This is a genomic window from Sphaerisporangium album (genome assembly GCF_003323745.1).
GTDB classification, from domain to species: Bacteria; Actinomycetota; Actinomycetes; order Streptosporangiales; family Streptosporangiaceae; genus Sphaerisporangium; species Sphaerisporangium album.
This window is the reverse complement of the sequence record NZ_QOIL01000008.1, coordinates 216,377-235,581: the sequence shown is the minus strand read 5'-3', so window position 1 is coordinate 235,581 and position 19,205 is coordinate 216,377. Positions and strand designations below refer to the sequence as shown.

Genomic DNA, 19,205 nt, shown 5'->3' with positions numbered 1-19,205 from the left:
CCCTCTCAGAGGGAACGCCAGGCGTCCCGCCCGTCCGTTTCCCAAGCCCCGGGGCCCTTCTCTTCACATCGCCGTCACGAAACCGCCACGGACCTTTCTCTCCCCCGTCACCCCCTCCAGGCGCTTTCCTCCCGGAACCATTCCCGAGGACGGAACCTTTCCCCGGCTCTTGGACCGAACGCATTCCCGGACGGGCGTCCGGCAGCGAGGCACCGTGGGGTTGAGCCCCGGCCCGCGGCGGCATGTGTCATCTGCCGGGCTCACGAGCCGACTCAGGATCATGGTGCGGTTCTGTTCACCGGGAGGTTCGGCCGTGTTCTTCTGGGGCTCATACGGGCCGCCGATGCTGCTGGCAGCCGCTTCGAAGCCGCGGCCGTTCCCGAGGGCGCACCGGTCAGGGACGGGCGACGGCGACCGTCCGCCGTCATGTACGGCGGTTCACCCGCCTGCCGATCTGGACGCCGGCAGGCCGAATTCGGCGCGTGGCGGATGGCACTCACGTCCGGCGCGGACCGCTCCACACTCACGCACGGCCTCCGCCGGAGCGCTCGGACACCAGGTCCGAGACGCTCGGAGGTTTCGGAATCGCTTCGATTCCCATCGATCTCGCCGACACCCGTTCGCGCCGACGTCGTACACACACCTCGGCGTCGCAGTCGCCTCGGCCCACGCGGGGTTCGGTGACGCACGCGGTTTCGGGAACGCGTACGGCCGACCCTGCGAGGCGTCAGCCGGTGGCCGCGAAGCCGGTGGCGGCGGCGGGCCAGCTCATCCTGATCCGCAGCCCCTTGGCGCTCGGGAACACCTCGACGTCATCGGCCAGCGCGGCGATGACGGCGATGCCGAACCCGGACATCAGCGTATCGGCGGGAAGCAGACTGGCCAGCTCGGTGCCGTTGACGGCGACCGGCGGCCCGTCCTCGTCCTTGTACGCCTGTTCGAGATCGTCGCTCGGCGCGGAGTCGGTGACGGTGACCTCGAAGCGTCCCGACTCATCGCACAGCTCGATGCGGATCGGCTCGCCGGGGCAGTGAACGCGATGCGCCTCCACTGCCCGTGAGCATGCCTCACCCACGGCGAGCCGCACTTCGTCCAGCAGCGCCTCCGCCACCCCGGTACGCCGGGCGATCGCGGTGGCGACCAGCCGCGCGGTGCGCACATGAGCCGGTAGCGCGCTGAACGTCAGCTCGACGGTGGCCATGACTACTTGTCTCGGCCGTGAGCTTCCTTGGCCTCTTCGACCGAGGCGTAAATCCCGAAGACCTTCGTCAGACCGGTGATCCGGAAGATCTTGAGGATGCGCTCCTGCGTGCAGACGAGCTCCAGGGAGCCGTCGTGCGCCCGAACGCGCTTGAGCCCGCCGACCAGGACACCAAGACCCGTGGAGTCGAGGAAGTCCACCTTCTCCATGTTGACGAGGAGGTGGAAGTTGCCCTTGTTGACCAGGTCGATCAGCAGCTCACGCAGCCTCGGCGCGGTATAGACGTCGATCTCACCCTCGACTTCCACGATGGTGAGTCTGTCTTCAGTGTGGTGGTCCAACTTCAGATCCACAGATCCTCCAGCGCCTTGCCTGCTGAGTCCACGACGAGGGGTCTGACATGCTGGGACCCCAGGTCCCAGCGCGCAATACCCTGACGCGCGGCATTCAACCACGCCCCGTCTTCGTGTCTATACGAAATCACGACTCCGGGCGACTCTCCCCCAAGATGCCAAACTGGAAACCAGTGACTGCGACTACTTCACCCTCACGGCGACCAGGCCCGATCCTCACGCGCCTGCTCGCGGCACCCGCACGCCGGGAGCGTGTCACCCATGTGGAGCACGTTCCCGCACGTCAGGCGGGTCATGTGCATTGGCCGGACTGGGTTGGGGAGCCCCTCGTCAGCCGTATGAGAAATCTGGGCGTGGACGGCCTCTGGGAGCACCAGGCGATGGCCGCCGACCTGGTACATCGTGGCCAAAACGTGATCATTGCCACAGGTACGGCTTCGGGAAAATCTTTTGCTTACCTGGTGCCGGCCGTGTCGGAGATCCTCTCCGGAGGCACCGTCCTCTACCTGACGCCGACCAAGGCCCTCGCCGCCGACCAGCTTCGGTCGCTCAGGCGGCTGGAGCTCGAACAGGTGCGGGCGGCGACCTACGACGGGGACACCCCGCCCGACGAGCGCCAGTGGGTGCGGCGGCACGCCAACTACGTGCTGACCAACCCCGACATGCTCCACCGGTCGATGCTGCCCCACCATTCGGCGTGGACGTCCTTCTGGCGGCGGCTGAAGGTGGTCGTCGTGGACGAGTGCCACGGCTATCGCGGCGTCTTCGGATCGCACGTGGCCCAGATCCTTCGCCGCCTGCGCCGGATATGCGCCAAGTACGGCTCGCGTCCGGTATTCATCCTCGTCTCGGCCACGGTCAGCGACCCCGCAGTCGCCGCGATGCGCCTGACAGGGCTTGAGATGGCCGAGGTGACCTCGGACGCGTCTCCCCGGGGTTCCACCACCTTCGCGCTGTGGGAGCCGCCCCTGACCGATCTGCGGGGCGAGGGGGGCGCCCCCGTCCGGCGCACTGTGACGGCCGAGACCGCCGACCTGCTGACCGACCTGGTGATCGACGACGTGCGTACGCTCGCCTTCGTCCGATCGCGCCGCGCCGCCGAGACGGTCTCGCTCATCGCGCGCGGCAACCTGGAGGAGATCTCCCCCGAGCTTCCGGCCAAGGTCGCCGCGTACCGCGCCGGGTACCTCGCCGAGGACCGGCGATTGTTGGAGAAAGCTTTACGGTCGGGGGCCGTCACGGGCCTGGCGACCACCAACGCGCTGGAACTCGGCATCGACGTCTCGGGCCTGGACGCCGTGCTGATCGCGGGCTGGCCCGGCACCAGGGCGTCGTTGTGGCAGCAGGCGGGCCGCGCCGGCCGTGACGGCCAGGACGCGCTCGCCGTGCTCATCGCCCGTGACGACCCGCTCGACACCTACCTCGTCCACCACCCCGAAGCCCTCTTCGGGCGACCGGTCGAGGCGATCGTGCTGGACCCGGACAACCCGTACGTCCTCGGGCCGCACCTGTGCGCGGCGGCGGCCGAGGTGCCGCTGACCGAGGCAGACCTGCCGGTGTTCGGCCCCTCGGCGGAGGAGGTCCTGGAAGACCTCGTCCGGCGCGGGCTGCTGCGCAGGCGTGCCCAGGGCTGGTTCTGGACCCGCCGTGACCGCGCGGCCAACCTCGCCGACATCCGGGGCTCGGGCGGTCCGCCGGTGCACGTCGTGGAGTCGTCCACGGGACGGCTGCTCGGCACGGTGGACGAGCCGTCCGCCCACACCGCCGTCCACACGGGAGCGGTGTACCTCCACCAGGGGGACACCTACCTCGTCGACCTGCTCGACCTGGACGCGAGCGTCGCCCTCGTCTCCGAAGCCACGCCCGACTACTCCACCTTCGCCAGGGATGTCACGGACATCTCCGTGCTGGAGTCCCTGCGGTCGCACCCCTTCGGGCCCGGTGAGCTGCACTTCGGCACCGTGGAGGTGACCCGGCAGGTGGTCTCGTTCCTCAAGCGCCGCGCGCAGAGCGGCGAAGTGCTCGGCGAGGAGCCTTTGGACCTTCCGCCGCGCACCCTGCGGACGCGGGCCGTGTGGTGGACGCTGCCGCCCGAGGCCGTGGCCCCGCTTCTGGCGGCCGGGTACGACCTCGGCGGTTCCGCGCACGCCGCCGAGCACGCCTCCATCGGCCTGCTCCCGCTCTTCGCCACCTGCGACCGCTGGGACATCGGCGGCGTTTCCACGGAAGTACACCTCGACACCGGCCTGCTCACGGTCTTCGTGTACGACGGCCACGAAGGCGGCGCCGGCTTCGCCGAACGCGGCTACGCCCGCGCCCACGACTGGCTCACCGCCACCCGCGAGGCCATCGCCTCCTGCGAATGCGAACGAGGCTGCCCGTCCTGCATCCAGTCCCCCAAGTGCGGCAACGGCAACGACCCCTTGGACAAACAAGGCGCCCTAACCCTCCTCCGAATCCTCCTGGCCCCACCCGGACCACAGGACCACCACTCCCAGCAAGCCCGGTGATCCGGGACGTCGCCGCCACCCACCCCAGCACGCCGACCCGAACCCAATCGGCCACCACCCCGGCTGGAGGCGGGACGGGTCAGCGAGGGCCGGCTCGGGACGTTGCCGTGATCGATCGCCGACCCACCCAAGGGAGCTTCAACGGGATGATCACGCTGACGTCCACGACTCCGGCATCAACGACACACCTCCTCAGACTGGCGCCGTTGGCATGCGCGATATCGCCCGCCAGGCGGCAGGCCCGTTCAGGAGCGGCGAGCGCCTGCCCCGCCCCCGCCAGCGCGCTGAGGTCGGCCGCTGACTGCGCTCGGTCCCGCCCCACCCGCGCCACCCCCGCCAGCAGCATCACCCCGGCCAGCAACCAAACCAGCGCCATAGGCCCGAGCACCCAGACGGTGGCCGACCCGCGATCCCCGGCCACACCCCTCAACGAGACCCGCCGCGTCCCCGATCCCCTGCCCGAGCCTCTGCGCACGCGGCCCACCACGAACACCACCGCCTTCTCACCAGACCTTCAGGACCCTCCACACGCTTCACCGGAACCGGAGAGCATCACCTTTTACGGGAGGGTCGTAGGGTCGTCCGCACCCGGCTCTGTGGCGGATACCGCCGACGCGCTCACTGAGATCGGGGGTACGGCGATGGCCCAGCCTGGCCGTATCGAGGCCGAGACGGTGACGCGACTCGTCCTTGACTGACGGACCACCGAGACGGTCGCCTCGGGAGGCCCGGCCCGTGCGGCGGCGTGGCGCACGGCCTCCAGCGGCTCACCCCTCGCGGCGGCTCTCGCCCCCGTACGGGCGGCGTCGACACACTCCATCTGGGCGCCGACGACCGTGAGGGCCCACAAGGCCGCCCCGAGCACGAGCGCCAGCGAGGGCAAGGCCACAGCCATCTCCGCGGTCACCGACCCCCTGTCCGACAGCCGGATTCCCCGAGCCCATCGACCACCCAACCCGGAAAACCGGCGGCCAAAGACGGGCACCAGTAGGACCCCGAGCCGCCACACCCCCATGAACCGGCTGACCGGCCCCCACGACCCCGCGCCCCGGCGAACCCGCCAATAGCCCGCCCTCCAGAACCAACCGGTACAAGCTGCACCCAACATGGCCACCTCAGATCCAAAGAATCCGGGCGACCGGCGTCCGACGGATGGTTGCCCCGGCCCGCCGGACGCCGGTCGTCCTGGCGTCGCGCTCGTAAGATGGACGCCGATCGTGATCAACGTGATGTCACCAAGGGCACGGACCGAGTGCCTTGGGCCAGTCCGCCTGTACGGCAGCCGGGCCAGGCCGTCCTAGGACGGCCCCGCCCTGGACGGCCTCCGCCCTAAGAGGACCATGTCCTGAACGGCCTCCGCCCTAGGAGGACCCCGCCCCTAGCGGAGGCCGCCGCCCAAGGAACGGACCGCATTCAGGCCTCAGGTGGCCAGTTTCAGCGCTCGGCCGATGACGTCCGAGAGCATCTTCCGCACCTCCTCGCTACTGACGATCTTGTAGAGCAGGCCGGCGAACGCGCAGGCCGCGATGGTTCCGACCGCGTACTCGGCGGTCGACATGCCCGCCTCGCCCCTCGGGCGCGCCACTACGGTGAGCCGCAGCCTGGAGCCGCGAAACCGCTCGCCCCACCTCCGCAGCCGACGCCCGGCCGTGAGCCCCCTCCCGATCAGCCGCACCACTGGTGTGCGCCGACCACATGCGTGGATCCACCTGTCCATCGGACCTCCCCTTGAGTCGTCATCGCGGCCGGTGAACGACCTCCACCGGCCCCGGCAGGCGAGACGAGAATGGCCCAGACGACCAGGCGAATTCGGGGCCGAGCGCGATTCTGTGGATGAAGAGTCCGCTCTGCGGCACAGCCTGTGGATAACCCGCCCACGAGACAGCTCGTCAGCGTCGCCAGCTGCGAGAACGCGCTCCCAAGCTCTGCGCGACAGCCAAGCGGGCCGGGTGATGAAGGGACATGCGAGGCATCCGGACGGCAGATCCGAGTGAGTACGCAGGACGCCAAGGGGAAGACGGGGCGAGGCCGGATGCTCAGATCCAGATGCCGGGCTCGGATGCCCGGCCTGGAATGAGCGGCTGCGACACCGCGACTACGGGGCCGTGAGGTCGGAGGTGAAAACGGCGGTGAGGCCGTCCTCACGCCGACGGTCGCCCAGTTCCACGGCCAGGCGCCTGCCCCGCTCGGACAGGCGTCCATGCCGCCACCCGGTGGCGATCCCTCGATCGTTGTCCTCGCTCCAGGAATGCGTCTCGAACACGATCTCTACTGACATGGCCCCACGCTAATCGCGGCCCTGACGCATCCCTGGCCCTCCGCAGAGTGGAGTGCGACGTCACCCGGCGCCCCGCACGTAGGTGCTGTGGTGTTGAGCACGGTGGCCCGGATCAGCCAGGGAAGACCTGGGCGGCGAGGCCGGCGACGACCGGGATGATCCCCAGGAAGACGAAGGCGGGCAGGAAGCACAGCCCGAGAGGTGCGACGACCTGGACGCCCACGCGCCGGGCCGCGGCGGAGGAGGCGGTCCGGGACTCCTGACGCGCGTCATCGGCCAGCCGCGCCAGCACGTCGGCGACCGGTGCCCCGCTCAGCGCGGCCCGTGTCATTCCCCGCGCCAGCGCGGCCAGCGGACGGTCCGATTCCAGGACCTGCCAGGCGGATTCCGGACTGGCGCCGAGCCGTAGCCGGCCGTTGACCCGTGCGAGGCTTTCGCCCAGAGGACCCCGTATCGCCTGGGCCGTGGCCTCGACAGCGCCGCCGACGGGCTGACCCGCTCGCAGGCAGGCGACCATGAGGTCAAGGGCGTAGGGAAGATCGGCGATGATGCGCTGTTGTCGTCCGCGCACGTCGCCCGGCATCCGGCGACGGCGGATGACCACCACCACCACACCGACAGCGATGCCGACCACCGGACCTGGCCATCCGCCGACGAAGAGCACGCCACCAAGGGCCGTCGCGGCCAGGGTCAACGCCTCCCGAACGGCCTCCGGGCCTCGCCCGCCGCTCTCGGACTCGGTGGCTGCATCCAAGGCCCTCCGGACTTCGGACACGCGCGGGGCCACGTCCGATGATTGCCCGAACCTCTGCTTCAGATGCCGCAGGTCACTGCTCCACAGACCGGCCAGCCGTTCAACTGGATCCCATGGGGTGACCCACAGCCATACCGCGAGCGCCATCGCCGCAGCGGCCAGGAGAACGTTCATCGGGCATCCAATCGGGCGAGCGGCACCACGCGCCGCGCTCGTAGGAGGTGGATAGGGCGAACGGGCTGATCACGGCGCGTCGTCGTGACCGTCTCCCGGCTCTCAGCCATGCCTCAAGAGGAACGACCGGAGGCGCGGCGAACTCGGAACCCGCGTCAATCCGTCCGTTGCGCGCGGGCCGCCAGCCGGTTGGTCCACCAGACGCCTGCCATGTCCAGCAGCACGCCGACCGCGAGACATGCGAAGCCGGCGGGGCTGCCGAAGAGGAACGAGAGCGGGCGTAGGCCCAGGCCCGCCGCCAGCAACAGGCCGAGGGCCGGAAGTCCGGCGAGCAGGCGCGCCGTGGAGCGTGGACCCGCCAGTTGGGCGGTCACCTCGGCGCGGTGTGCCTCCGCCTCCCGTAGGGAGGCGCCCAGTCGTTCGATCAGCGCGGCCAGCCCCCCACCGACGGTGAGGCCGACGCGCCAGCAGGCCGCGAGACGGACGAGGCCTTCGCCGCCGGGGTCAGGGGCGGCGCGCTCCAGGGCCGAGGCCACGTCTCCGCCGTCGCGGGCCATCGCGACCACCGGCCGGAGCACGCCCGGATCGGGAGGGTCCAGACACGAAGCCGCGCGCACCAGGGCCTCTCCCGGGGTGCGACCGGTCGACAGCTCGGCCACGATGCCCTGGCAGAGCTCGATCGACGTTCTGCGCCACTCGGCGGCGCGCCGCGCACGGTCGGTCCGCTGGGCGAGCCTCGCCAGGCGGGGGCCGGACCACCACGCCGTCTCGTCCTGTGAGCGCACCAACGCGCGCAGCCGGACGTCTTCTCGTGAGGGGCCGGTCCACATCAGCGCCGCACCCATGGCCAGGAGCACCGCCAGCGTCAACACGTCATACTCCCGGGCGGCGCTGGTCGGGCAGGCGGCTCATGGGGTCACCGCGCCAGGGGCTCGGGCGAGGAGGGAGGGGAGGGCCGGGCCCGGGTGAGGGTCTCCGCGGGCGGGGAAGATCAGGGCGGGCACCATCTGGACGAACCCGGCGGGCGCACGCTCGGCCAGGCAGATCTCGGCGACCCTGCGCCTCCCGCCGCCGGGGTCTCGGACCACGTGGATCACCGCGTCGAGCGCCGCCGCGATCTGGCTGTGGACGGCCTCGCGGGTCAGCCCGGCGGCGCAGGCGAGCGCCTCCAGCCTGGCGGGGACGTCGGCGGGGTTGTTGGCGTGCAGCGTGCCGCAACCGCCGTCGTGTCCGGTGTTGAGCGCGCCCAGAAGATCGACTACTTCGGAACCTCGTACCTCGCCGACGACCAGCCGGTCGGGCCTCATGCGCAGGGCCTGGCGAACGAGATCGCGAAGGCTCACCTCTCCGACGCCTTCCAGATTGGACGGTCTGGTCTCCAGGCGGACGACGTGGGGGTGAACCGGGCGTAGCTCGGAGGAGTCCTCGACCAGGAGCAGCCTTTCGCCGGGATCGGCCAGGGACAGCAAGGCGGACAGAAGCGTGGTCTTCCCGGTTCCAGTTCCGCCGGTCACGAGGAAGGCGAGCCGCGCGGCGAGGATCGCGCGGAGCGCCACGGCGCCGTGGCCGGGAACGAGTTCCTCCAGCGTGAACGATCTGCGGGGCGGCAGCCTGAGGGAGAGACACGTGCCCTCGGGTGCCACAGGTGGGAGTACCGCGTGCAGCCGTACGCCGCCGGAGAGGCGGGCGTCGACGTACGGGCACGCGTCGTCGAGGCGTCTTCCCGCCGCCGCGGCGAGCCTCTGGGCGAGGCGCCGGACGTCGTCCTCGGTGGAGAACACCACCGAGGTGCGGCGAAGCCCCTGGCCATCGTCGACCCACACCTCGCGGGCGCCGTTGACCAGGACATCGGTGATGTCCGGCTCGGCGAGCAGGGGCTCCAACGGGCCTGCTCCGATCAGGTCGGCACGCAGGGCGCGCGCGACCGCGAGGATCTCCGCGTCGCCGAGCACCGCCCGCTCGGCACGCAACGCGGCGGCCACCTGGGCGGCGGACGGCTCCGTCGCCGTCCTCGCCAGCCGCACCCTGACGGCCTCGACGAGCTCTGGTGACACGCTCAGCCGGCTCATTGGCGATCCAGCCGGTACAGCCGATCCGTCAGGATGCCCGTGAGCGCACACCCAGCGACTCGCCGCACACAGGCGCCGGCACCGCCGTCGTCCCGTCCCGCCGCCGCGGCCCCGGTCAATGGCGGCACACCGACAACCGTGAATGTCCTCCGAGGTTCCAGTTCGCTGCCGCGGCCATCTCGTCGCGACGCCGCGGGGGCCGTCACGGGTGGCACGTCGACGGCCGTGCGGCTCATCGGGGTTCCAGTTCGTTGAGGAAGTCGGCGCAGAAGCGGCCGAGAGGAGTGCGGGGGCCGATCCCGGGCGCGTCTCCCCGGTTGAGGGCCTCGGTGAGACCGCGCTGGTCCGGGAGGACGCCGGCGCATGGGATGCCGAGGGACGTGGAGATGACGTCGGAGCGCATCGCCCCCGCGCGGACCACCGCCGCCAGGGACGAGGTGTGGCGGCGGAGCTCGATCAGCACCTGGGACGCCGCCAGGACGCCTCGGACGTCCGCGTGGACGAGGAGGAGCGTCGAGGCGGCGCGTGAGAGGGCTTCGGCGGCCGCCGGGCCGATGTGGCGGGGAAGGTCGACGACGATCAGATCGCAGCCGCGGTGCGCCGCCCCGAGGACGGCGCGCATCGCTTCGGGAGGGATGGGCGGGGACTCGCCGCGGTGCCAGGAGAGCACGGTCAGCTCTCCGAAGGTCGGCAGAGCCTCTTGGAGGGCCGCGAAGCTGACCCGGCCCTCGCGCTCGACGATGTCCGGCCAGCGGGCGCCGGTGGCCTGTTCCTGACCGAGGACGACGTCGATGCCGCCGCCGAGCGGGTCGGCGTCCACCAGCAGGCTGCGCAGACCGCGCCGGGAACCCCATAGCGCCAGGGAGGCGGCCAGGACGCTGGCGCCCGCGCCCCCTCTGCCTCCGACGACGCAGATGGTCTCCCCGGCTCTGACCAGGGGCTCGGACGCCACGGCGAACTCGTCGACCAGCCGCCGTTCCGCAGCGGGCAGTTCGAGCACGGCCTGCGCTCCGACGGCCACGCATCGGCGCCACACCTCCGGGTCTTCCGGGGCGTGCGTCACGAGGAGGACCCCGGTGCGCGGAGGAGGGCCCGTGGCGGCCAGGGCGTCGGCGGCGTCCACGCCCACGACGACCAGCGGGGCGCGCCTCCAGTACGGGCGTGCGTGGGGAGCCGCGTGCGCGACGTCGATCTCCACGCCGGCGGCCGCCGCCACGCGGAGAAGATCGTCGAGCAGCTCCTGGTCTTCCGTGATCACCAAAGGCCGGTGCATGGGTCGTCTCCCTCGTTCGCTGGGAGCCCACCTTGCGAAAACCCGCACCGGCCCCGACGTCCCGAACGAGATTCTGTGGATAACTTCGCCACCACCGGGCGCACACCGGGCCGTTATCCACAGCGAAGACCGACTCCGTACGCGGCGACGCCGTCGCACAAGCGCGGACCGACCCCCGGTCCTCAAAGACCCCGCGCCGACAGGCCAAGGTCGCAGATTGCGGCGCGGAGGCCAGGCGGGTGGGCTCGCACCGTGACCGGACGGGCCGTGCCCGGCGCGGAGCCGGATGGGGACACCCGATGCGCGGGTGGTTCGGGGAGAAATTAGGGCGACCCCCGCCGGGGGGGGAGAGCGGGGGTCGCCAACCGGTCCGGCTCCGGGGGGGTAGAGCCGGTCCCGTTTTCGAAGAAAGCTTTCGTCTGCGACCGTGACGCGGCAGGGGAGTACCAAAACTTGGCCAAGCACCTTCGCCACAGTCATGCGGACACCAACGTATGGTGCCCGATGAACTTGAGTTCCGTCGAGGAGCAATCTCTAATTTCCAGTAGTTTTTTTCTGCCGTAGCGGATCGGCTACTGGAAGTACGCGAAAATCGGCCCTCAGGGGCCCATCACCGTCGGTGATCACCAGGGGCTTCACAGCCGACTGTCAGGAACCTCCGCGAACCCGCGCGCACCAGGAGGGGCGGCCACCTGCGGGCCCGTGCCACAGAGAGTCCCGGCCGTCCACGAGTCAGTAAAGGTCTCGTCGCGGGGGGTTCCCATCAGGTCGAATCCGACGTAGAAAGGTGACACGGACCTAGTGTCCGAGTACGGCCACCGGGCACCCACGCGCGACCAGCCGCGGGAGGCGTGTCGAGACGGGCTTGACCCGATCCGACAATTTGAGGTGCACGCTTGGTAACCCGGTGTGGCGTACTGGCGACGGCGTCCCCGACCCGGGACGCCGTTCGCTTGCGTGCAGGGTCAGCGGGTAAGGCGCCGAGGCCCCTGAAGTTTTCCTCCACGGCCTGCCTTTCGATGCAGATCTTCTCGTCACAGGCCAGCCGCTCCGGCGTTCTTGCACTGCGCGACACAGCGGGCGCCGACCCGCCATCACGTCGTCGCGGACGTGTCCGTGGGAGCCGAAAACCCCGTTTCCGGGCCGATCAGGTCACCAGGCCGTTACCTGTGCCCCGGACATGAGCTCCACACGGTCACGTCCGGGCACCCGACCGGCGCAACATGCCTGGAAAGATCGTTCCATCGAACGGCGCGGACCGGGTTGGGGACGGGCGGATTTCACCGTGACCAACGGTCCCCCCAGAGCCTCCTGGTCAACCCCGCTCCAGCGCCTCGCAGACGGCGGTGGTCTCGCGGGCCCCCAGCCGGACGGCCTCCGCGCAGTGCCGCACCCAGCCCCCCACGCCCTCGGCTGTCCCCTTCAGGTAGCCCCTGAGGCTCTCGCCGTACGCCTCGCGCCGCTCGAAGTGGCCGGCTTCCACAGTGACGAGGGACTTCGGGTCCAGGCCGAACTCGACGAGCGTCAGCCGCTCGGCGGCCCTGGCCACCAGGCCGTCGGCGGTCCCGAAGGGCCTGAGCACGACGATCTCGGCGTGGACGATGGCGGCGAGCACCAGCGCGGGCGCCTCGGAGGGGGCGCTGATCAGGGCCGCCAGCGAGGCGATACGCGCGGCCGTGGCCTCCGAGCCGGGAGCCGGGCCGAGGCCGAGTTCCGCGTCCAGGTCGAGAAGGCCGGAGGGAACGCCGGGTCGGACATGGGAGAAGACATCGGACGCAACGGGCGATGGGGCCGAGGAGGAGGAGGACGCCGGCGACGGCGGAGCGGAAGGCGAGACCGAAGGCTCAGCGGAGGACGGCCCCGCCGGCGGGGCGGCGTCCGTGCGCGGCCGTCCGAGGAGCCTCTCGTCCGTCACCAGTCCGGCGGCGGCCAGGACGTGCAGCCGCGCGAGGACCTGACGCGGCGCCGTGCGCCAGATGTCGCCGAGGCGTCCCACTTCGGAGGACACGCGCAGCGCCCCCTGGACGACGGCCGATTCCGCCCGCCCGGAGCGCACCACGTCCAGCGGGATGTCGGCCCCTTCCAGGGCGGCGGACGCGCGGGCGCCGCGCAGGGCGGACTCCGCGGTCACCTCGGGACGGCGGCGGCGCAGGACGCGGTGGCCGTAGAGACGGTCGACCGCGGCACGGGCCTCCCGCACGGCCTCGGGGACACCGGGCAGTTCGGCGATTACAGCCAATGGGTCGCTCACGCCACCTGACCCTACCCGCGGGTAGAACGCGGCTTCGATGAGCCCGCCGATGGCCGCCCGGACACGGCAGACCTCCGACGACCAGAGCCCGCGGACCGTCGGCCAAGGACGCACCGAGCCGCAGCACCACTCCCACCGTCCAGAACCGTTCCCGGCGGCGGGCGGCCGACGAGCGACGGGCAGGGGGGCGGACGCCGGTTGGGCGGCCCAGTGCAGGCGGATGTGGGGTCGTTCCTCGTACCGATGGGTACTCATGGTCGCGCCGCACCGAACCGACCCCGTCCAGGCCCGAAATGCCCCTTAACCAGACCGTACGGAGACCCAAAAGCGGGTGGTCGCCCCAATGTCCCCGCTGAGCGCCTCGTTCCCACCGGTCACCGCACATCTGCCCACCTCGTCCAGCGGTGATCGCCACATCAGCCTCAGGGGCAACACACCGGGGGAAGCGCGTACGGGACCGATGCAAAGCCCCGGCATCGGCCACTCCGGGGCACGGCACCCCGTACCGGCGCGAAGTGTGACCTGGGCCACGGAGCTACCGGCGAGTAGGTCTCAGCGCAGGTCAACACAGGGTCAAGTACGGTCCGGCGTCACCCGTTGCCACCACCGGGCGGTTCACGACAAGTGCGGGGAACGGTCAAGAGTCGCCCCGGCGCGCACACGATCCGCGAATGGGCAAGACCGTTCGGCGCGCGGTTCGTACCGTTCAACGAGAGGACGAGAGAAACGCTCTTGCTACTACCGCATTTATCCTTCGATATCATTCCCACAACGAATCCGCTGCTTTTGTGACTCCGGGTTAAGTCGTTTGTGAACCGCAGCGGAGGGTCGACGGCCCGGCGTCGCCCGTCCGTCCCCCTTGTCCGCACAGCCCCCAGACTGGTGAAGTTGGATCCAGCCGTATCGAGCCAGGCCATCTGAAGGAGTACGTTGTGGCCCCGGAAACCCCTGGTCGCGAGACCCAGGAGACCCTGTCGAACCTGCTGCACGAGACCCGGCGCTTCGCGCCACCCGCCGGCCTCGCTGCATCTGCGAACGTCTCGGCCGACGCCTACGAGGAGGCGTCGGGAGATCGTCTCGGGTTCTGGGAGCGCGCGGCCGACCGCCTGAGCTGGGGTCGCCGCTGGGACACCACCCTGGAGTGGACCCCGCCGTTCGCCAAGTGGTTCCTGGGCGGCACGCTGAACGTCGCCTACAACTGCGTCGACCGCCACGTGGAGGCGGGGCGCGGTGACAAGGTCGCCTACCACTGGGAGGGCGAGCCGGACGGCGACACCCGCACCCTGACGTACTCGGACCTTCTGCGCGAGGTCAGCAAGGCCGCCAACGCCCTCACCGAGCTGGGGGTGGGCAAGGGCGACCGCGTGGCCATCTACATGCCCATGATCCCCGAGCTGCCCATCGCCATGCTGGCCTGCGCCCGCATCGGCGCGATCCACTCGGTGGTCTTCGGCGGGTTCTCCGCGAGCGCGCTGAGCGGCCGCATCCAGGACGCCGACGCCAAGCTCGTCATCACGGCCGACGGCGGCTACCGCCGGGGCGCCCCGAGCGCGCTCAAGCCGACCGTGGACGAGGCCGTCGCCGAGTGCCCGGGCATCGAGCACGTGCTCGTCGTGCGCCGCACCGGCCAGGACGTCCAGGTCACGGACAAGGACGTCTGGTGGCATGAACTGGTCGACCGGCAGAGCGACGCGCACGAGGCCCCGCAGCACGACGCCGAGGACCCGCTGTACATCCTGTACACCAGCGGCACGACCGGTAAGCCCAAGGGCATCCTGCACACCACCGGCGGCTACCTCACGCAGACTTCCTGGACGCACCACGCGGTGTTCGACCTCAAGCCCGAGTCCGACGTCTACTGGTGCACCGCCGACATCGGCTGGGTGACCGGGCACTCGTACATCGTGTACGGCCCCCTCACCAACGGCGCGACCAGCGTGATCTACGAGGGCACACCGGACACGCCGCACAAGGGGCGTTTCTGGGAGGTCGTCCAGAAGTACGGCGTCACCATCCTGTACACCGCGCCGACGGCGATCCGCACGTTCATGAAGTGGGGCGACGACATCCCCGCGAAGTTCGACCTGTCCTCGCTGCGCGTCCTCGGGTCGGTCGGCGAGCCGATCAACCCCGAGGCGTACGTCTGGTACCGCGAGCACATCGGCGGCGAGCGCTGCCCGGTCGTGGACACCTGGTGGCAGACCGAGACCGGCGCGATCATGATCAGCCCGCTGCCGGGCGTCACCGCCGCCAAGCCGGGCGCCGCGATGCGCCCGCTGCCCGGCATCGTCGCGGACGTCGTGGACGACCAGGGCGCGTCGGTCCCGGACGGGGGCGGCGGCTTCCTCGTCGTGCGCGAGCCGTGGCCGTCGATGCTGCGCGGCATCTGGGGCGACGAGAAGCGGTACGTCGACACCTACTGGTCGCGCTTCGACGGCATGTACTTCCCCGGCGACGGGGCGAAGCGGGACGAGGACGGCGACCTGTGGCTGCTTGGCCGCGTGGACGACGTCATGCTCGTGTCCGGCCACAACATCTCGACCACCGAGGTGGAGTCGGCGCTGGTGTCCCACCCGAAGGTCGCCGAGGCGGCCGTCGTGGGCGCGACCGACCCGATCACCGGCCAGGCCATCGTGGCGTTCGTGATCCTTCGCGGCAGCGCGGAGGAGAGCGCGGACATCGCCAAGGAGCTGCGCGACCACGTGGCCAAGGCGCTCGGCCCGATCACCAAGCCCCGGCAGATCCTGGTCGTCCCGGAGCTGCCGAAGACCCGCTCGGGCAAGATCATGCGACGCCTGCTCCGGGACGTCGCCGAGAACCGCAGCATCGGCGACGTCACCACCCTCGCCGACAGCTCGGTGATGAACCTGATCTCCGAGAAGCTCCCCTCGGCCCCGACCGAGGACTGACCTGTTCGGGGCGCCCCGAACCGCCGTACCGGAGGCGCGGCCATAGGCACAGCGCCCCGAACCGCCGAGCCGAAGGCGCGGCCATAGGCACGGTAGGGCGCGGATCCGGCTGCGGGTCCGCGCCCTACGCTTTTCGCACGGGACACACGTGGCGCGGGGCGTGATAGTCGTCCGCCGGGCCGGGAAGCGCGACGATAGGCGACATCACGCAGGATGAATGTGTCCGAAGATCCGATAGGAGAGCGAACATGGCCGCACCACCCGAGGAGGAATCTCTCGGCGCCCTCGTCGCCCAGGCGAGCAACCACATATCCACCCTGGTCCGCGCCGAGATCGAGCTGGCGAAGTCGGAGCTGAAGTTCGACGCGAAGCGCGTCGGCACGGCCGCGGGGCTGTTCGGCGTGGCGGCGTTCATGCTGCACCTGTGCCTGATCCTCGCGTCGTTCGCGATCGCCTACGGGCTTGTGCAGCTCGGCATGATGCAGTGGCTGGCGTTCACGATCGTGACGGCCTTCTACCTGGTCGTGGCGCTTCTGCTGGGTTTCGTCGGATATCGCCGTCTGAAGGGTCTCACCGGCATGAAGCGCACCGCGCGCAGCCTGAAGAACCTGAAGGACGTCGTCGACCTGGAAGCCGGCGAGGCCGCCGCGGTCAACGGGCGCGCGCCGCGGCCGTCCAGCGCCGGGGCGGTGGGCCACCACCACCTCCCGGTGACCGGCGAGGGCGGTCCCGGGCGCCCGAGCCCGCGGCCGTGAGTCCGATGGCCGCCCGTCCCGACGAGTCGCTGGCCCGCATCCCCGGGCCCTGGACGCACCGCTCCGTGCACGCGGGCAACGGCATGTTCCACATCGCCGAGGCGGGCGAGGGGCCGCTGGTGCTGCTGCTGCACGGTTTCCCCCAGTTCTGGTGGACGTGGCGGCGCCAGCTCCGGTCGCTCCCCGAGGCGGGGTACCGCGCGGTCGCGGTGGACCTGCGGGGGTACGGCGCCAGCGACAAGCCGCCCCGCGGGTACGACCTTCCGACGATCGCGGGCAACATCGCGGGCCTGGTCCGCGCGCTGGGCGAGACGTGCGCGGTCGTGATCGGCCACGACTGGGGCGGCCTGGTGGCCTGGACGGTGGCGGCGATGGAGCCCAAGGTGGTGCGCCGCCTGGTCACTGTGTCGGCCCCGCACCCGCTGCGGCTGCGCCAGGCCATGCTGACCGAGCCGTTCGGGCAGCTCAAGGCCAGTGGTCACCTGTTCGGGTTCCAGCTCCCCCTGCTTCCCGAGCGGCGGCTGACCAAGAACGGCGCCGCCCGCGTGGGGCGGCTGCTGGACGCGTGGTCGGGCCCGGAGTGGCCGCAGGAGGACGTCTCACGCACCTACCGGGACGTCTTCCGCATTCCGACCGTCGCCCACTGCGCGCTGGAGTACCACCGCTGGTTCGTGCGCTCGCAGATCCGCCCGGACGGCAGGCGCTACCGCAGGCTGATGCGCGCCGAGCTGGAGATGCCGACGTTGCAGGTGCACGGCTCGCTCGACTCGTGCACGCTGCCCCGTACGGCGCAGGGGTCCAGCAGGTACGTCGCCGCGCCCTACCGCTGGCGGCTGATCGAGGGGGCCGGGCACTTCCCGCACGAGGAGCGGCCCGAGCAGTTCGACGAGGAGCTTCTGAACTGGCTCCGCGACCCCGAGCCGGACCGGTGAGGAGGCCACAGGATGACCTGGGAGGGCTTGTGAACGGGCGACCAGGACGGGACAGGGATCCTCTCGGGCGGCCCCGCAGCGCCCGGCCCAGGGACGCGCTGGGCCGTCCCCTGCCCGTGGGGGCGCCCGGCGTGGAGCGCGTCCCTGACGACTACGCGCCGAGCGCGGGCCAGGCGCTGGCCGACGCCGCCGGCTACCTCGACCGGGAACGCCCGTTCCACGCGCACGAGGTGCTGGAGGCGCGGTGGAAGACCGGCCCCGCCGCCGAGCGTCCCCTTTGGCAGGGTCTCGCCCAGATCTGCGTGGGCCTGACGCACCTGCAGCGGGGCAACCCCCGGGGAGCGTCCACACTGCTCGCCCGGGGCGCCGCCAGGACCGCCGAGTACGTCGCCGGGCCGCCGCCCGTGGACCTCCCGGAGGTCGTCCGCGTGGCCGGGGACCTGGCCGTGCACCCGCCGGCCGACCCCGCGACCGCGATCGCGCGGGTGGCGGACCTGCTCAGGTCGGGCGCGCGGGCCGGCTAGTCGCAGTCCTGGGTGTCCACCCGGGCGACGGCGGCGCTGCCCTGGTCGGCGTCGGGGCGCACCTCGTCGGCCGTGAGCGCGTACCCGGTGTCGGGCTGGTCGGTGGCCGCCGCGAAGATCACGCCGTACACCTGCCCCGTGGGAGTGAGCAGCGGCCCGCCGGAGTTGCCCTGCTGCACCAGCCCGCGGATGGCGTAGACCTGGCGGGTGACGGTCTTGCGCGAGTAGATGTCCGCCGCCGTGGCGGTCTGCTTGCCGCGCAGCCGCGCCGGCTCGGTGGTGAAGCCCTTGCCCTTCGGGAACCCGGCGATGATCGCGCTGCCCTGGTCCTCTGGCGTGTAGTCGAACTTCAGCGGGGTCACGTCCAGGTCGGGGACGTACAGGATGGCGATGTCCCGATCGGGGTTGTAGAGGACGACCCGGGCGTCGTGCCCGGCGCGGTTGGAGTCGGTGACCCGCAGATCCTGGGTGACCCCGGCCACGACGTGGGCGTTCGTCATGATGTGGTGCGGCGCGTAGACGAAGCCGGTGCCCTCGATGCGCTTGCGGCAGGACGGCGCGGTGCCCTGGACCTTGACGATGCCCCGCCGGGCGCGTACCAGCCCGGCGCCCTTGACCACGCTGGCGTCCGGCGGCGGGACGTCGATGATGCCGCCGTTGCCGATGGCGTTGAAGACCTGCGGGAACTCCGAGGTGTCGACGAACTTCTTGAAGGAGAGCCGCCAGTCCTTGGCCGTCTGGGGCATGGCCGAGTCCACGGTCTGCAGCAGCAGCGAGCCGTTGGTCTGCTGGCGCAGCCATGGGAACGGGGCCACCGAGAGCAGCGAGCCGATCAGCCAGGCGATGACGAGAACCGATAACGCGCTGGTGAACGTGCCGCCGAGCGCGTCCACCGTGCGCGCGGGCTCCCAGGTGATGTGGCTGCGGACGACGGCGCCGATCGTCGAGAAGGCGAACTGGCCGATGACGGCGGCGAGGAACACGATGACGATCGCGAGCAGCGCCTGGTCGGTGGGAGCGCCGACGACCGCGTGGGCGATCGGCGGGGCGATGAGGACCCCGAGGAAGCCTCCGCCGACGAAGCCCATGAAGCTGAACGCCCCGATGATGAACCCCTGCCGGTAGCCGGACACGGCAAAGGCAATCACGAGAACAATCAGGATGAAGTCGAGGAGATCGCCGCTCACGCTTCAACGGTATCCAGCGCGGCCACACGCCGTGC

At 71.0% G+C, this 19,205-nt stretch carries 17 protein-coding genes; 5 read left to right on the top strand and 12 right to left on the bottom strand.

Annotation, left to right across the window (positions count from 1 at the left end; translation table 11 throughout):
• Window positions 1-727: 727 nt before the first annotated feature.
• Both DQ384_RS16430 and DQ384_RS16425 read right to left on the bottom strand, forming a co-directional pair.
• The gene (locus DQ384_RS16430; RefSeq protein ID WP_114029684.1) at window positions 728-1,201 is read right to left on the bottom strand and encodes an ATP-binding protein; all 474 of its coding nucleotides are present in this window, start codon (window positions 1,199-1,201) and stop codon (window positions 728-730) included.
• Window positions 1,202-1,203: 2 nt separating this feature from the next.
• On the bottom strand, window positions 1,204-1,554 hold the full coding sequence (locus DQ384_RS16425) for an STAS domain-containing protein (protein WP_114029683.1): 351 nt from the start codon (window positions 1,552-1,554) through the stop codon (window positions 1,204-1,206).
• 155 nt (window positions 1,555-1,709) lie between these two features.
• Between DQ384_RS16425 and DQ384_RS16420 the strand changes: the two genes are divergently transcribed.
• Window positions 1,710-4,064: a DEAD/DEAH box helicase gene (locus tag DQ384_RS16420; protein ID WP_114029682.1), complete on the top strand. Its 2,355-nt coding sequence runs from the start codon at window positions 1,710-1,712 to the stop codon at window positions 4,062-4,064.
• Between the two features lie 79 nt (window positions 4,065-4,143).
• Here DQ384_RS16420 and DQ384_RS44170 read toward each other — a convergent pair whose 3' ends face one another.
• From DQ384_RS44170 to DQ384_RS16375, 9 genes are all read right to left on the bottom strand, one after another.
• Complete coding sequence (locus DQ384_RS44170; protein WP_425451456.1) at window positions 4,144-4,485, bottom strand: Rv3654c family TadE-like protein; 342 nt, start codon at window positions 4,483-4,485, stop codon at window positions 4,144-4,146.
• Between the two features lie 138 nt (window positions 4,486-4,623).
• A complete protein-coding gene (locus DQ384_RS42915; RefSeq protein ID WP_245966543.1) occupies window positions 4,624-4,959 on the bottom strand; it encodes a TadE family type IV pilus minor pilin in 336 nt (111 codons plus the stop codon).
• 525 nt (window positions 4,960-5,484) lie between these two features.
• Window positions 5,485-5,781, bottom strand: coding sequence for a DUF4244 domain-containing protein (locus tag DQ384_RS16405; protein WP_114029680.1), 297 nt, complete (start codon window positions 5,779-5,781; stop codon window positions 5,485-5,487).
• 378 nt (window positions 5,782-6,159) lie between these two features.
• Window positions 6,160-6,342 (bottom strand): histidine phosphatase family protein, encoded by a 183-nt coding sequence (locus DQ384_RS16400; protein ID WP_220182978.1) that lies wholly within the window; start codon window positions 6,340-6,342, stop codon window positions 6,160-6,162.
• A gap of 112 nt (window positions 6,343-6,454) precedes the next feature.
• Window positions 6,455-7,270: a type II secretion system F family protein gene (locus DQ384_RS16395; protein WP_181871246.1), complete on the bottom strand. Its 816-nt coding sequence runs from the start codon at window positions 7,268-7,270 to the stop codon at window positions 6,455-6,457.
• Between the two features lie 155 nt (window positions 7,271-7,425).
• Entirely contained in the window at window positions 7,426-8,142 is a 717-nt protein-coding gene (locus DQ384_RS16390; RefSeq protein WP_245966524.1) for a type II secretion system F family protein, read from the bottom strand.
• 36 nt (window positions 8,143-8,178) lie between these two features.
• Complete coding sequence (locus tag DQ384_RS16385; RefSeq protein ID WP_114029679.1) at window positions 8,179-9,339, bottom strand: TadA family conjugal transfer-associated ATPase; 1,161 nt, start codon at window positions 9,337-9,339, stop codon at window positions 8,179-8,181.
• A gap of 232 nt (window positions 9,340-9,571) precedes the next feature.
• Entirely contained in the window at window positions 9,572-10,612 is a 1,041-nt protein-coding gene (gene ssd, locus DQ384_RS16380; protein WP_114029678.1) for a septum site-determining protein Ssd, read from the bottom strand.
• A 1,315-nt stretch (window positions 10,613-11,927) separates the two neighbouring features.
• Window positions 11,928-12,863 (bottom strand): Fic family protein, encoded by a 936-nt coding sequence (locus DQ384_RS16375; RefSeq protein WP_114029677.1) that lies wholly within the window; start codon window positions 12,861-12,863, stop codon window positions 11,928-11,930.
• Window positions 12,864-13,795: 932 nt separating this feature from the next.
• Between DQ384_RS16375 and acs the strand changes: the two genes are divergently transcribed.
• From acs to DQ384_RS16355, 4 genes are all read left to right on the top strand, one after another.
• Window positions 13,796-15,772 carry an acetate--CoA ligase gene (gene acs, locus DQ384_RS16370; protein WP_114029676.1) on the top strand — a complete coding sequence of 659 codons (1,977 nt, stop codon included), beginning with the start codon at window positions 13,796-13,798 and terminating at the stop codon, window positions 15,770-15,772.
• Window positions 15,773-16,020: 248 nt separating this feature from the next.
• A complete protein-coding gene (locus DQ384_RS16365; protein ID WP_114029675.1) occupies window positions 16,021-16,527 on the top strand; it encodes a phage holin family protein in 507 nt (168 codons plus the stop codon).
• Between the two features lie 5 nt (window positions 16,528-16,532).
• Window positions 16,533-17,459: an alpha/beta fold hydrolase gene (locus tag DQ384_RS16360; protein ID WP_114029674.1), complete on the top strand. Its 927-nt coding sequence runs from the start codon at window positions 16,533-16,535 to the stop codon at window positions 17,457-17,459.
• Between the two features lie 29 nt (window positions 17,460-17,488).
• Entirely contained in the window at window positions 17,489-17,983 is a 495-nt protein-coding gene (locus DQ384_RS16355) for a DUF309 domain-containing protein (RefSeq protein WP_114029673.1), read from the top strand.
• On the opposite strand, the gene DQ384_RS16350 is transcribed toward DQ384_RS16355, so the two are convergent.
• A complete protein-coding gene (locus DQ384_RS16350) occupies window positions 17,980-19,170 on the bottom strand; it encodes a MarP family serine protease (RefSeq protein WP_114029672.1) in 1,191 nt (396 codons plus the stop codon). The genes DQ384_RS16355 and DQ384_RS16350 overlap by 4 nt on opposite strands.
• Between the last annotated feature and the right edge of the window lie 35 nt (window positions 19,171-19,205).

Bases quoted from the DNA above. Each gene is read 5' to 3' on its own strand.
- DQ384_RS16400 (WP_220182978.1), bottom strand. From the start codon at position 6,342: ATGTCAGTAGAGATCGTGTTCGAGACGCATTCCTGGAGCGAGGACAAC.
- DQ384_RS16360 (WP_114029674.1), top strand. From the start codon at position 16,533: ATGGCCGCCCGTCCCGACGAGTCGCTGGCCCGCATCCCCGGGCCCTGG.
- ssd (WP_114029678.1), bottom strand. From the start codon at position 10,612: ATGCACCGGCCTTTGGTGATCACGGAAGACCAGGAGCTGCTCGACGAT.
- DQ384_RS16395 (WP_181871246.1), bottom strand. From the start codon at position 7,270: ATGAACGTTCTCCTGGCCGCTGCGGCGATGGCGCTCGCGGTATGGCTG.
- DQ384_RS16405 (WP_114029680.1), bottom strand. From the start codon at position 5,781: ATGGACAGGTGGATCCACGCATGTGGTCGGCGCACACCAGTGGTGCGG.
- DQ384_RS16420 (WP_114029682.1), top strand. From the start codon at position 1,710: ATGCCAAACTGGAAACCAGTGACTGCGACTACTTCACCCTCACGGCGA.
- DQ384_RS16430 (WP_114029684.1), bottom strand. From the start codon at position 1,201: ATGGCCACCGTCGAGCTGACGTTCAGCGCGCTACCGGCTCATGTGCGC.
- DQ384_RS16365 (WP_114029675.1), top strand. From the start codon at position 16,021: ATGGCCGCACCACCCGAGGAGGAATCTCTCGGCGCCCTCGTCGCCCAG.
- DQ384_RS42915 (WP_245966543.1), bottom strand. From the start codon at position 4,959: ATGGCTGTGGCCTTGCCCTCGCTGGCGCTCGTGCTCGGGGCGGCCTTG.
- DQ384_RS16385 (WP_114029679.1), bottom strand. From the start codon at position 9,339: ATGAGCCGGCTGAGCGTGTCACCAGAGCTCGTCGAGGCCGTCAGGGTG.